At 71.7% G+C, this 12,440-nt stretch carries 11 protein-coding genes; 8 read left to right on the forward strand and 3 right to left on the reverse strand.

The window, feature by feature from the left end; genetic code table 11:
- Positions 1-93: 93 nt before the first annotated feature.
- Together ACZ6W9_RS07225 and ACZ6W9_RS07230 are read left to right on the forward strand one after the other, a co-directional pair.
- Positions 94-2,466 (forward strand): xanthine dehydrogenase family protein molybdopterin-binding subunit, encoded by a 2,373-nt coding sequence (locus ACZ6W9_RS07225; RefSeq protein ID WP_389955220.1) that lies wholly within the window; start codon positions 94-96, stop codon positions 2,464-2,466.
- A 51-nt stretch (positions 2,467-2,517) separates the two neighbouring features.
- On the forward strand, positions 2,518-3,894 hold the full coding sequence (locus ACZ6W9_RS07230; RefSeq protein WP_389955223.1) for an NCS2 family permease: 1,377 nt from the start codon (positions 2,518-2,520) through the stop codon (positions 3,892-3,894).
- A gap of 93 nt (positions 3,895-3,987) precedes the next feature.
- Here the strand turns inward: ACZ6W9_RS07230 and ACZ6W9_RS07235 are convergent, their stop codons facing one another.
- Positions 3,988-5,202, reverse strand: coding sequence for an excalibur calcium-binding domain-containing protein (locus ACZ6W9_RS07235; RefSeq protein WP_470116877.1), 1,215 nt, complete (start codon positions 5,200-5,202; stop codon positions 3,988-3,990).
- A 415-nt stretch (positions 5,203-5,617) separates the two neighbouring features.
- On the opposite strand from ACZ6W9_RS07235, the gene ald reads away from it, so the two are divergent.
- The 3 genes from ald to ACZ6W9_RS07250 all read left to right on the forward strand — a co-directional run bounded on the left by ald (position 5,618) and on the right by ACZ6W9_RS07250 (position 8,420).
- Positions 5,618-6,733: an alanine dehydrogenase gene (ald, locus tag ACZ6W9_RS07240; RefSeq protein ID WP_389955228.1), complete on the forward strand. Its 1,116-nt coding sequence runs from the start codon at positions 5,618-5,620 to the stop codon at positions 6,731-6,733.
- A gap of 351 nt (positions 6,734-7,084) precedes the next feature.
- A complete protein-coding gene (locus ACZ6W9_RS07245; RefSeq protein WP_362940626.1) occupies positions 7,085-7,564 on the forward strand; it encodes a vitamin K epoxide reductase family protein in 480 nt (159 codons plus the stop codon).
- 49 nt (positions 7,565-7,613) lie between these two features.
- Positions 7,614-8,420 (forward strand): DsbA family protein, encoded by an 807-nt coding sequence (locus tag ACZ6W9_RS07250; RefSeq protein ID WP_362940629.1) that lies wholly within the window; start codon positions 7,614-7,616, stop codon positions 8,418-8,420.
- A gap of 222 nt (positions 8,421-8,642) precedes the next feature.
- Here ACZ6W9_RS07250 and ACZ6W9_RS07255 read toward each other — a convergent pair whose 3' ends face one another.
- Positions 8,643-9,377, reverse strand: coding sequence for a DUF3105 domain-containing protein (locus ACZ6W9_RS07255; protein WP_389955232.1), 735 nt, complete (start codon positions 9,375-9,377; stop codon positions 8,643-8,645).
- 123 nt (positions 9,378-9,500) lie between these two features.
- On the opposite strand from ACZ6W9_RS07255, the gene ACZ6W9_RS07260 reads away from it, so the two are divergent.
- From ACZ6W9_RS07260 to ACZ6W9_RS07270, 3 genes are all read left to right on the forward strand, one after another.
- A complete protein-coding gene (locus ACZ6W9_RS07260) occupies positions 9,501-10,151 on the forward strand; it encodes a DUF305 domain-containing protein (protein WP_470116878.1) in 651 nt (216 codons plus the stop codon).
- 135 nt (positions 10,152-10,286) lie between these two features.
- On the forward strand, positions 10,287-10,586 hold the full coding sequence (locus ACZ6W9_RS07265) for a DUF3467 domain-containing protein (protein ID WP_218911607.1): 300 nt from the start codon (positions 10,287-10,289) through the stop codon (positions 10,584-10,586).
- A 149-nt stretch (positions 10,587-10,735) separates the two neighbouring features.
- Entirely contained in the window at positions 10,736-11,380 is a 645-nt protein-coding gene (locus ACZ6W9_RS07270) for a Uma2 family endonuclease (RefSeq protein ID WP_389955237.1), read from the forward strand.
- A 60-nt stretch (positions 11,381-11,440) separates the two neighbouring features.
- On the opposite strand, the gene trpS is transcribed toward ACZ6W9_RS07270, so the two are convergent.
- Positions 11,441-12,403, reverse strand: a complete 963-nt coding sequence (gene trpS, locus ACZ6W9_RS07275; RefSeq protein ID WP_470116879.1) for a tryptophan--tRNA ligase — start codon at positions 12,401-12,403, stop codon at positions 11,441-11,443.
- Between the last annotated feature and the right edge of the window lie 37 nt (positions 12,404-12,440).

The raw sequence follows: 12,440 nt of genomic DNA on the forward strand, positions 1-12,440 counted from the left end.
TGGATGAAACTACAAGAACCACCGGCGGGCTCATCCGAGGTTTCGTCGTGTCCTTGCCTGTCCGGGCCGGGCTCCGGCTGTTGTACTGCAGAGATGAGCGGCACCGAGACCCGGCCGGACCGGGGCCAGAGCCGGGAGCGCGGGCACGGTCCGGGCGTCGGGAACGATCTGGGCGTCGGGCGCAGCGCGCCGCGCCCCGACGGGACGCTGAAGGTGACGGGCGAGTTCGCCTACTCCTCCGATCTCTACCTCGCGGACATGGTCTGGGGGGCGACGCTGCGCAGCCCGCACCCCTCGGCCCGGATCCGCTCCGTCGACGTCGGTCCGGCGCTGGCCATGCCCGGCGTGCTGGCGGCGCTGACCTGCGAGGATGTCCCGGGTGAGCGGTTCTACGGCCTGGACCGCCGCGACCAGCCGGTCCTGGCGACGGATCGGGTCCGCTACCAGGGGGAGCCGGTCGCGATCGTCGCCGCGGACCATCCGGAGCGGGCGCGGCGGGCGGCCGAGGCGATCGTCGTGGACTACGAGGTCACCGAGGCGGTCGTCGACCCGCGGCGGGCCGCCTTCGACCCGTCCTGCCCGGCGGTGCACGACGGCGGCAACGTGGTGCGCCACCAGCCGGTCCGGGTCGGCGGCGACTTCACCGCCCCCGTGGTGGTCACCGGGGAGTACGAGGTCGGCATGCAGGACCAGGCGTTCCTGGGGCCGGAGTCGGGGCTGGCCGTACCGGCCGAGGACGGCGGCGTGGACCTGTTCGTCGCCACCCAGTGGCTGCACGCGGACCGCGACCAGATCGCGCCCTGCCTGGGCCTGCCACCGGAGCTGGTACGGCTGACGCTGGCCGGGGTGGGCGGCGCGTTCGGCGCCCGCGAGGACCTGTCCATGCAGGTCCACGCGTGCATGCTGGCGCTGCGCACCGGACGGCCGGTGAAGATGGTCTACGGCCGCGAGGAGTCGTTCTTCGGCCACGTCCACCGCCACCCGGCCCGGATGCGCTACGAGCACGGCGCGGACCGCGACGGCAGGCTGCGGTACGTCCGGGCGGAGATCCTGCTCGACGGCGGCGCCTACTGCTCCTCCACCCCCGCCGTCGTCGGCAACGCGGCGTCCCTCGGGGTGGGGCCGTACGAGGCGCCGAACGTGTGGATCGACGCCTACGGCGTCTACACCAACAACCCGCCCTGCGGGGCGATGCGCGGGTTCGGCGCGGTGCAGGCGTGTTTCGCCTACGAGTCGCAGATGGACCGGCTGGCCGAGGCGTGCGGGCTGTCCCCGGTCGAGATCCGGGTGCGCAACGCGGTGTCGCAGGGGTCACGGCTGGTCACGGGGCAGGTGATCGACTCCCCCGCGCCGCTGGCGGACATGCTGCGGGAGCTCGCCGCCATGCCGCTGCCCCCTGGGCCGTCCCGGCCGGCGGCGGCCGTGGCCGGCGTCCCCGGCCCGGCGGACCCCCCGGAGCCGGGTACGGCGGGCCCGCCGTACCCGATGGATCTGCTGGACCTGCCCGGCGGCGTCGCGCAGACCACCCACGGCGAGGGGGTGCGGCGCGGCGTCGGGTACGGCGTGGGCATCAAGAACATCTGCTTCTCGGAGGGCTTCGACGACCACTCCACCGCCCGGGTCCGGGTGGAGCTGCTCGGCGGCGAGCCGCACGTCCTGGTGCACACCGCCGCCGCCGAGGTGGGCCAGGGCCTGGTGACGGTCCAGGAGCAGATCGCCCGCACCGAGCTGGGCGTCGGCCTGGTGACGGTCGCGCAGGCGGACACGACGGTCGGGTCGGCGGGGTCCTCCTCGGCGTCGCGCCAGTCCTATGTCACCGGGGGCGCGGTGCGGGCGGCCTGCCGGGCCGTACGGGAGCGGCTGGCGGCCCTGCGGGCGGACGGGGAGACCCTGGCGGAGACGCTGGAGCGGGCCGGGCCCGTCGAGGAGACCGGGATCTACCGGCACCGGCCGACCTTCCCGATGGACCCGGTCACCGGTCAGGGCGACTCCCACGTCCAGCTCGCGTTGTGCGTGCACCGCGCCGTGGTGGACGTCGACGTCGAGCTGGGCCTGGTCAAGGTGGTGGAACTGGCGGCGGTGCAGGACGTGGGGCGGGTGCTGAACCCGCTCGCCCTGGAGGGGCAGATCCACGGCGGCTCGGCGCAGGGGCTGGGGCTGGCCCTGATGGAGGAGGTCCAGGTTTCCGGCGGGCGGGTGCTCAACCCGTCCTTCACCGACTACCTCATCCCCACGATCCTCGACATGCCGCCCATGCGGTTGTCGGTCCTGGCCAACCCCGACCCGCATGCCCCGTACGGCCTGCGGGGCGCGGGCGAGCCCCCGACGCTGTCGTCCACCCCGGCGGTGGCGGCGGCCGTGCGGGCGGCCACCGGGCTGCGGCTGCCCCGCGTGCCGATCCGCCCCCACGACATCGCGCTGGACGGAAGCCGGTACGGTAACTGGGCGGGGGACCGGTCGTTCTGACATAGCACTCAAATAGCGATAACCCGGTCATCCCTGTGCGAAAGGGATTTCATGGACCGGTTCTTCGAGCTGACGGCGCGCGGGTCGACGGTGGGCCAGGAGGTCAGGGGCGGCCTGACCACGTTCATGGCGATGGCCTACATCATCCTGCTGAACCCGCTCATCCTGGGCGGCGCCACCGACGTCACCGGGGCGAAGCTGTCGATCCCGCAGCTCACCACCTCGACCATCGTCGCCGCGGCGGTGAGCACGATCCTGATCGGCCTGGTGGGCAACGCCCCCTTCGGCGTGGCGGCCGGGCTGGGACTGAACGCCGTGGTGGCCTACCAGGCCGCGCCGTACATGACGTGGGCGCAGGCGATGGGGCTGGTCGTGCTGGAGGGCGCGGTCATCGTCCTGCTGGCCGTCTCCGGGGTTCGGCGGCTCATCATGAACTCGATCCCCCTGGCCCTGAAACACGCGATCAGCGTGGGCATCGGCATGTTCATCGCGCTGATCGGGCTGGTCGACGCCGGTTTCGTCGGCAAGGGCACGGGCTCGCCGGTACAGCTCGGCGCGACCGGCCACCTGACGGGATGGCCGGTGGCGGTGTTCTGCTTCGGCCTGCTGCTGGTGATCGTGTTGTTCGTCCGCAAGGTGCCGGGAGCCATCCTGATCGCCATCGTGGTCACCGCCGTGCTGGCGATCATGGTCAACGGTGTGGCGAGGATCGACCCGGCGAGCTGGGGCGTCGTGGTGCCGAAGATCCCCGAGGGCGTGGTGGCCATGCCCGACTTCGGGCTGATCGGCCACATCGACCTGTTCGGCGGGTTCGCCCGCGCCGGGGTGGTGACCGCGCTGGTCGTGCTGTTCACGCTGGTGCTGTCGGGGTTCTTCGACGCGATGGGCACGATCATCGGGGTCAGCGACGAGGCCGGGCTGGTGGACGCCGAGGGCCGGGTGCCCCGGCTGGGCGCCATCCTGACCGTGGACGGCGTGTCCGCCGCGGTCGGCGGCTTCTCCAGCGCCTCGGCGAACACCGTGTTCGTCGAGTCGGCGGCCGGGGTCGGCGAGGGCGCCAGGACCGGGCTCGCGGCGGTGACCACCGGCGGCGTCTTCCTGGTGACGATGTTCTTCACCCCGCTGTCGTCGGTCGTCCCGGCCGCCGCGGCGGCCCCCGCGCTGGTGCTGGTGGGCGCGCTGATGATGACCCAGGCCAGGAACGTGCCGTGGGACGACCTGACGCTGGCGATCCCGGCGTTCCTGACGATCATCCTGATGCCGTTCACCTACAGCATCACCAACGGCGTCGGCGCCGGTGTGATCAGCTACACGGTCATCCAGGCGGCACTCGGCCGCTCCCGGAACGTCTCGTGGCTGCTCTGGGTGGTCGCGCTGGTGTTCGTGGCCTACTTCGGCATCGAGGGCATCCGGGCACTGGCCGAGTAGGCGTCCGGGCCCGGAGACGGCGCCCGGCTCACGGGATCCGGCGCGGGTACGGAAGCGGGTACGGAAGCGGCCGGCACGTCCCGGGAGCGGAGGTCAGTTCCCGCTCTCGCAGGTGACGCCGTCGCCGTCCACATCCTTGTACCAGCCGTACTCGGCGTGCACCCCCCTGGTATAGGGGCCGCCGTACCCGGCGTCGCGCGACTCCTTGCACGTGCGGTATCGAGGGTCGTGACCGTTCTCGGCGGGTGCGATGGCGCCGTCCGGCGCGGTGGTCCGCCCGGTGCGCGTCGCGGAGTCGGTGGAGGCGGTGGAGTCGGCCGGGGCGGTGGGGCGGTCCGCGGTCCCCCGCGGCGGGGCCGTCGTCGCGGGCGCGGCTGCGGGGTTCGTGGCGGGCGGCGTCGTGGGCTGCGTCGCGGGAGGAGCCACGGGTTGCGTCGCGGAAGGCGCCGTGGGTTGCGTCGCGGGCGGGGTCGCCGGGGGCGTCGCGGCCGGGTCGGAGTCCGTGGAGCCGGGGGGCGTGAAGATCGACTGGTTCGGCTGGGGCTGTCCCGGCGGCGGCGTCGAGGGCACGGAGGTGCCGGGGACGCCGCCCAGCCGGGAGACGAGGGCGTCCGCCTCCTCCTTGGTGGCGAACCCGGTGACGCTCAGGCTGTCGTCGGTGATCTCCTGGGCCACCCGCGGGGCCGCCAGCACCTTCTCCTGCACGACCATCGCGATCTGCTGGTTGAGCGCGTCCTTGGTCAGGTCGTTGATCAGGTCGCGGAAGGCGGGGGCGAACGCGACCCTGACCGCGTAGCCGCCGTTCGCGTCGCGGACCGTCTCGATCTTCCGTACGGCGTTCACGCTGACCCCCTCGGCCAGCGTGTAGCAGGTCTGCCCGGTCTCGTCGGGCATGTCCTCGGCGTTGGCGCACGGGCCGGGCTGGGCGGCGAGGACCGGCGCGAAGTGGATGGGCGCGGCCAGCCGCTGCGGCGGCCTGGCGCCGAGCGGCGCGTCGGGGTTGCGGGTCATCAGGACGGCGAGGGTGGCGAGCACGCCGGTGACCAGGACGACGACGACGAGGGCCGCGATCAGGACTCCCGTGGTGAGCCGGCTCGCCCGGGGGTCGCCGGGCGTCCCGGGATCGGGGACGGCCCCGGGCTCACCGGGCCGCACCGGGCCGGGCGGCACCGGCGGGACGGGCGGGATCGGCCCGCCCGGCCCGGGGGCGTCGTCTCCGGCGGGCCCGGGGACGCCGCCGGCCGGGCGCGGCAGACCCCCGGGCGGGCCGGAGGGCACGGCGCCGTACGTTCCGAGGACGTCCGGCATCCCGGGTGACGTGGGGTCGGGGACCCCGGCGGACCCCCCTGGCCCCTCCGGCCCGTCCGGACCCGGCGGGCCCCCGGGCCCGGGCGGGCCGAGCGGGGCGGTCAGAGGCGCGGTCAGGGGCTCCGCCCGCCCCGGGTGCGCGGGTGGAGCTCCCTTCGGCACGGGCCGCCTGCCCGGACCGGCGTGCTTCCCCATCGGCATGTCTCCGCATTCCTCGCTGTGCTCGCGGCGAGCCTACCGATCAGTCAAAGGAGGGGGTAACCGGATGGTCAAGGCGGCTTCCGGAAACATGAGAAGCCACCGCGTTTGACAACCCGTCACCAAAGGAGGTCGATTCCTTGCAGCATGTGCGTAGTGCTCTCTTTGCAGGGAACCGAGAGTGAAGGAGGACACGGGCGCGAATCCTGGAGGTGCCATGAAGATCGCCGTTCCCCGCGAGGTAAAGGACCAGGAGTACCGGGTGGCCCTGACCCCCGCCGGAGCCCACGAGTTCGCCCGGCACGGTCACGAGGTCTTCGTCGAGAAGGACGCCGGAGCCGGGTCGTCCATCCCCGACTCCGACTTCGAGGCCGTGGGGGCGACCATCATCGCCTCCGCGGACGACGTGTGGGCCGAGGGCGACCTGGTGCTGAAGGTCAAGGAGCCGATCGCCGAGGAGTACCACCGGATGCGCAAGGGGCAGGTGCTGTTCACCTACCTGCACCTGGCGGCGTCGGAGCCGTGCACCAGGGCCATGCTGGACTCCGGCGTCACCGGGATCGCCTACGAGACCGTGCAGACCGCGAACGGCGCGCTGCCGCTGCTGGCCCCGATGTCGGAGGTCGCCGGACGGCTCGCCTCGCAGGTGGGCGCCTACCACCTGATGAGGTCCGGCGGCGGGCGCGGCGTCCTGATGGGCGGGGTGTCGGGCGTGCACGCCGCCAACGTGGTGGTGATCGGCGCCGGGGTGTCGGGAATGAACGCCGCGGTGATCGCGCTGGGCATGCAGTCCGAAGTGGTGCTGCTGGACAAGAACATCGACCGGCTGCGCCAGGCCGACGTCATCTACCAGGGGCACTGCCAGACGGTCGCCTCCAACACCTTCGAGATCGAGCGCGCGGTCCTGGCCGCCGACCTGGTCATCGGCGCGGTCCTGGTGCCGGGCGCGAAGGCCCCGAAGCTCGTGAGCAACGAGCTGGTGGCGCAGATGAAGCCGGGATCGGTCCTGGTGGACATCGCCATCGACCAGGGCGGCTGCTTCGAGGACTCCCGCCCCACCACCCACGCCGAGCCGACCTACCGGGTGCACGACTCGGTCTTCTACTGCGTGGCCAACATGCCGGGCGCGGTCCCGCACACCTCGACGTACGCGCTGACCAACGTGACCCTGCCCTACGCGGTCTCCATCGCCGACCTGGGCTGGCGGGAGGCGCTGCGCGGCGACCCGGCGCTGGCCCTGGGCCTGAACACGCACGAGGGACACCTGACGAACGAGCCCGTGGCCGAGGCGCACGGGCTGGAGGCGATGCCGCTGGACCGGGTCCTGGCCTGAGGCCCGCGTCAGCCTGACGTCCCGATGCCCTGACGTCCGCTCGCGCCGGGTACGTCCCGCCGGGTGTCGATCCCGTCCCGCGTCCGTACGGGCCCGGATCCGTTTCCGCCCGGCGCCCGTTTCCGCCGGGCGTCACGCCCGGGTGGGCCCGCACCCGCGAGGGGCCCCGTTCCGGGTGAATCCCGGACCACCAGAGACCATCACAAAGCGGCCAAACAACCGCTTTATTAACGATCTTCTTATCTGTGGCAATCTAACATACAATGCCCGGCCAGGTGTCGAGCCGGTGGAGCCCTCCCCCGGACGACCAGCGGCGGAGCGCAGTCCCCTTGCCCAGAAGAAGGATGGTTCATGGTGGGAAACGTCGACCCGCGGGTCGGTACGGCACCGGTGCGCTCGCCCGGCCTGCTGACGGCGCTGCGCCTCCTGACCCTCGCGGGTCTGGCGGTCTCCGTCTACCTCACCGTCGTCCACTACCGCGGTGAGGTACCGCTCTGCACGGAGAACGCGACGATCGACTGCGCCTCCGTCACCACCAGCGATTACTCCGAGTTGTTCGGCATCCCCGTCCCCCTGCTGGGGCTGGCGTTCTTCGCCGGGTTCGGCGCACTGGTCGTCCCGGCGGCGTGGTCCTCGGCCCACCCGGTCGCGCGCTGGGGGCGCCTCGCCTCCGTGATCGTCGGAACGCTGTTCGTGGTGTACCTCGTCACCGCCGAACTCGCCGTCCTCGGCAAGATCTGCCTCTGGTGCACGGCCGTGCACGTGATCACGCTGCTGCTGCTCGGCCTGGTGCTCACGGACGAGTACCGCAGGCTCGGCAGCGGAGCCTGAGAACACCTGACCACCCTTTGAAACGAAGATTCCCCAGGAGACGACACAGATGAGCAAGAGCGCCCGGCAAGGAAGCGCCAGGGAGAGGCTCGCGGAGGAGCGAAAGCGCCAGGCGGCCCGCGACAAGCAGCGCAAACTGCTGCTGGGCGTGGCCGGCGGCCTCGTCCTCGTGTCGGCGGTGGTGGTCGGGTTCGTCGTCGTCAAGAACAGCTCCGGCGGTGGCGGCGACGCGCCGAAGGCGGTCGCCTACACCGGGCCGCTGGCGCCGACCACCCGGCAGGAGGACGGGTCGATCCTCATGAGCAAGGAGGGCGTCACCGGCCCCACCCTGGAGGTCTTCGAGGACTTCCAGTGCCCCGCCTGCAAGAGTCTGGACGAGGCGGCGGGCGACGCGCTGAAGCAGGCCGCCGCCGAGGGCAAGGCCAAGGTGGTCTACCGGCCGTTCCAGCTCTTCAAGGCGCCCTCCTTCGCCGAGCCCATGCCCTCGGTCTCGCGCCGCGGGGCGAACGCGGCGTTCTGCGCCCCGGCCGACAAGTGGGCCTCGTACGCCAAGACGCTCTTCACCCACCAGCCGGTGGAGGGCAAGAACGGCTTCGAGAACGCGGAGCTGCTGTCCTGGGCCCGCGACCTCGGCTTCTACAGCGCGGACTTCGAGAAGTGCGTGACGGGGATGCAGAAGGCCGGCGACATCGACAAGGCCACCAAGTACGCCGAGGAGCAGAAGGTCCAGGGCACGCCCACGCTGAAGCTCAACGGCAAGGACCTGACCCAGGACCAGGTCGGGCAGATCGCCTCCTCCCCCGCGGCCCTGGACCAGATCCTGGCGTCGGCGGGTTCCGCCCCCGCCGACCAGTAACGGAGCTTCCGTGCCGTCCGGAACCTCGGACGACACGGAACCGGAGCGCACGGAAGCGGACGACACGGAACCGGAGGACGCGGAAGCTCCCCGGCGTGGAAGACGACGTGGAAGAGGCCGCCGCCCGATCGGGCGGCGGCCTCTTCGCGTCGCTCGGGTTCCGGTGACCGGAAACCGGTGGTCAGAAGCTCATGATCAGAAGCCGGTGGCGGGAACCACCGGTCAGGAGCTGGAGCTGGGCGAGGCCGACGGCTCGGGCGACGTGCCCGGCTTCGGAGAGTCCGAGGCGCCCGGCGAGGGGGCGTCCGACGCGCCGGGAGAGGGGGCCGCCGCCGGGATCGGAGCCTCGGCGGTGGTGGTGTTCACACCGCCGGTGCAGGAGGCGCCCAGTTCGGGGGCCTGGTCGCCGCTGTTGCGGTACTTGGCGATGTACTTGGGCACGCGCGGGTCGTCGGCGCTGTTCACCGTGAGCTGCCGGTTCCAGGAGCTGAGCACGATCTTCGCGGGCAGGTCCGGGTAGGGGCTCATCAGCATGTAGTCCTGGGAGGCGAGCTCCTTGAGCTTGTCCACCTGGTCCTTGGGCAGGTCCGGCCGGTAGGTGATCCACACGGCGCCGTGCTCCATCGAGTGGACGGCGTTCTCGCTGTTGATCGGCTTGTCGTAGACGGCGCAGGTCTGCCAGGCGGGGTTGTGCTCCCCGCCCATGGGCGGGGTCTCCTTGTAGGCCACCTTGGTCTCGACGTGCTGGGCGCCGGGGTAGTCGGCGGTGGCGACGCCGTCCAGCGAGGTGGTCGCCCGCACGTTGACCATGTAGAAGGCCACCACACCGACGAGCAGGACGATCACGGCGCCACCGATGCCCCACATCAGAAAGGCGGTCCGGCGCTCCTTGCGTTTCTGCTCCGCACGCATCCGGGCAAGATGCTCCCGCCTCGCCTGCGTCTTGTCCTTCGACATCGACCCTCCATAGCGACCAATTCCGGGTCAGACTATGCCCTAGGTGGGTGTGCCAGGAATAAACAACAAATCACAACGTGTGACACGGCAACGATTCATCACAGTGGGTACGCTGGGTGAGCGATGGAACCCCTTGTCGATGACGCACCCAAGCCCCGGCGCCGTACGGCGGTCGCCGCACTGGCCGGAATCCTGGTCCTGGCGGTGGCCTTCCTGCTGGTCGTGGGCCGCGACACGGATCCGACCGACGCCTCCGCCGAGGCCGGGTTCGCCCGCGACATGGCCACGCACCACGCCCAGGCCGTGGACATGGCCTTCATCGCCCGGGACGGCAGCACCGACGAGGATCTGCGGCGGTTCGCCTACGACATCATCGTCACCCAGACCGCCCAGCGTGGAATTTTCATGGGCTGGCTTCAGCAGTGGGATCTGGAGCAGTCGTCGGAACGACCGCCGATGGCGTGGATGGCCGGCGGCCACGGCCACGCCGGGACGGCCGCCGCCCCGGCGAAGATGCCGGGCATGGCCACCCCCGAGGAGCTCGCGAAGCTCCGCGAGGCGTCCGGCAAGGATCAGGAGATCCTGTTCCTCCAGCTCATGATCCGGCATCACGTGGGCGGCGTGCAGATGGCCGAGGCCCTGCTCAAGCAGTCGGACCGTCCCGAGGTGGCGACGATGGCCCGGCACATCGTCGAAGGCCAGACGGGCGAGATCACACTGATGACCGACATGCTCAGGAAACGCGGCGCCGAGCCGCTGCCTCCCACGCGCTGACCGCCCCGCGACCGCCCGACCGCCCCATCGACCGCCGCCCCATTGACCGCCGCCCCCTCGATCGCGCCACGTCCCCGCACGCCCGGTCCCGGCCGGGACGGCATGGCGCGACCCGGCCCTGAGGAGACAGGACCCATGGTGAACGACGAGCCCGAGAACCGCCTGGAGGTGAGCATCTCGGCCGAGGTCGAGGCGGGGCAGTACGCCAACTTCGCCTCCGTGTGGCACACCGAGGACGGCTTCGTCCTCGACTTCGCGGTGATCACCAGACCGCCGCAGCTCGCCAACGACCCTTCCTCCGGCCAGCACTTCGTGAGCGTGCCGACCCGGATCGTCAGCCGCATCCGCCTCCCCCCGAGCCAGGTGTTCGAGCTGATGAAGGCGCTGGAGCAGCAGCTCACCGCCTACGAGAAGGAGACCGGCCAGAAGAACTGAGTCCCCGTTCCCGCGTCGGCACCCGGAACCTCCCCGCGTACGACCGCACCGCTCACGCTCACTTCCGCGAACGCGCGGCGACACGGAGTGACGGCTGCGATACTCGGTGCCACGGAAGTCGTTTCGCGGGAACGGGGTAGGCAATGGTCATGGCCTCCAGGCGAGTTCACCACGACGGCGCGCCCGCCACGTCGCAGGAGCGACGCGGCGGGGTCCCGGAGCCCGGCGAGGGCGGGACGGCGCGGACACCCACCACGCTCCGGGAGGTCGTCGATCGGCTCCCCGACCTGCCACGCTTCCGCGTCGAGATCATCAACGGAAGAGTGATCGTGAGCCCGCGCAGCACCCCCCGGCAGTCCTGGACCATCGCGCTGCTCGTCGAGGCGTTCCTGCCCCTCGCCCGGGAGCGGGGCTGGCGCACCTGGCCCGAGCTCGACGTGTGCATCTCCTGGACCCGTGAACCGCTGATCCCCGACTTCGCCATGGGGCCGGCCGACGCACCACGCCGGGGCGAGCGGGAGATCCTGTCCGACGGGCTGATCCTGGTCGCGGAGGTGGTGTCGGCCGGCAGCGTGCGCGAGGACCGCGAGGACAAGCCCCTTCTCTACGCCCGCGGAAGGGTGCCGTTCCTGCTCGTCGTCGACGCCGAGGCCGACCCGCGGACCGTGGTCCTGTACGGCGACCCCGGCGACGACGGTTACCGGACGGTGACGACCGTGAAGATGGGCGAGCTCCTCCGCCTTCCCGACCCGATCGGCCTCACCCTCGACACCTCGATCTTTCTGGACGCCTGAGCGAGCGTGTCCACGAGGGCAGGTCCGGCCGACGGCACCCGAAAAGCCGATGCCACCCCTTCAGGGCAGGCCGATCGCGTGCCGGGCCGCGGCCATCAGGCCGGCCGTGCGCTCGGTGGCCCGCGCCGCGCCGGCCGTCAGGATCCGCGACAGCTCCGCCGGGTCGGCCGACAGCTCGGCGTGCCGTTCCCGGATCGGTCGCAGCGTCTCCACCACCGCCTCCGCCACGTCCCGCTTCAGCGCGCCGTAGCCCTGGTAGGAGAAGGAGTCCACCGGCCTGCCGGTGCACGCCGACAGGATCGTGAGCAGGTTGGAGACGCCGGGCTTGTTCGCGGGGTCGAAGACGACCTCGCCGCCGGAGTCGGTCACCGCGCGCATGACCTTGCGGTGCGCGTCGGCCGGGTCGTCGAGCAGGTGGATCGTTCCCGCCGATCCCCGCGACTTGCTCATCTTGGCGGTGGGGTCGGCCAGGTCCATCACCCGGGCCGCCACCGGCGGATGCACCGCCTCCGGCAGCGTGAACGTCTCGCCGTACCGGTTGTTGAAGCGCAGGGCCAGGTCGCGGGTCAGCTCGACGTGCTGGCGCTGGTCCTCCCCCACCGGCACCTGGTGCGCCCGGTGCAGCAGGATGTCGGCGGCCATCAGCGCGGGGTAGGTCAGCAGCGACAGCCGCACCTCCTCGTTGCCCGCCGACTTCTCCTTGAACTGGATCATCCGCCGCATCTCGCCGTAGTGGGCGGTGCACTCCAGCAGGTAGGACAGCTCGGTGTGCGCGGGCACCTCCGACTGGATGTAGACGAGCGAGCGGTCCATCCCGCAGGCCAGCATGAGGGTGGCCATCTCCAGGGTGCGCTCCCGCAGCAGGGCGGGGTCGTGCCTGACCGTCAGCGCGTGCAGGTTGGCGACCGCGTAGACGCAGTCGGCCTCGTCCTGGAGCCGTACGGCGGGCAGCATCGCGCCCAGGAGGTTGCCGAGCGTGAGGTGGCCGCTGGCGGTGAAGGCGGAGAAAACGCGTTTCGTCATGGTCGCTCCTTGTGGTGGAAGGAGGCCGCCCGCGCCC

Source organism: Streptosporangium sp. NPDC053982 (assembly GCF_055585205.1).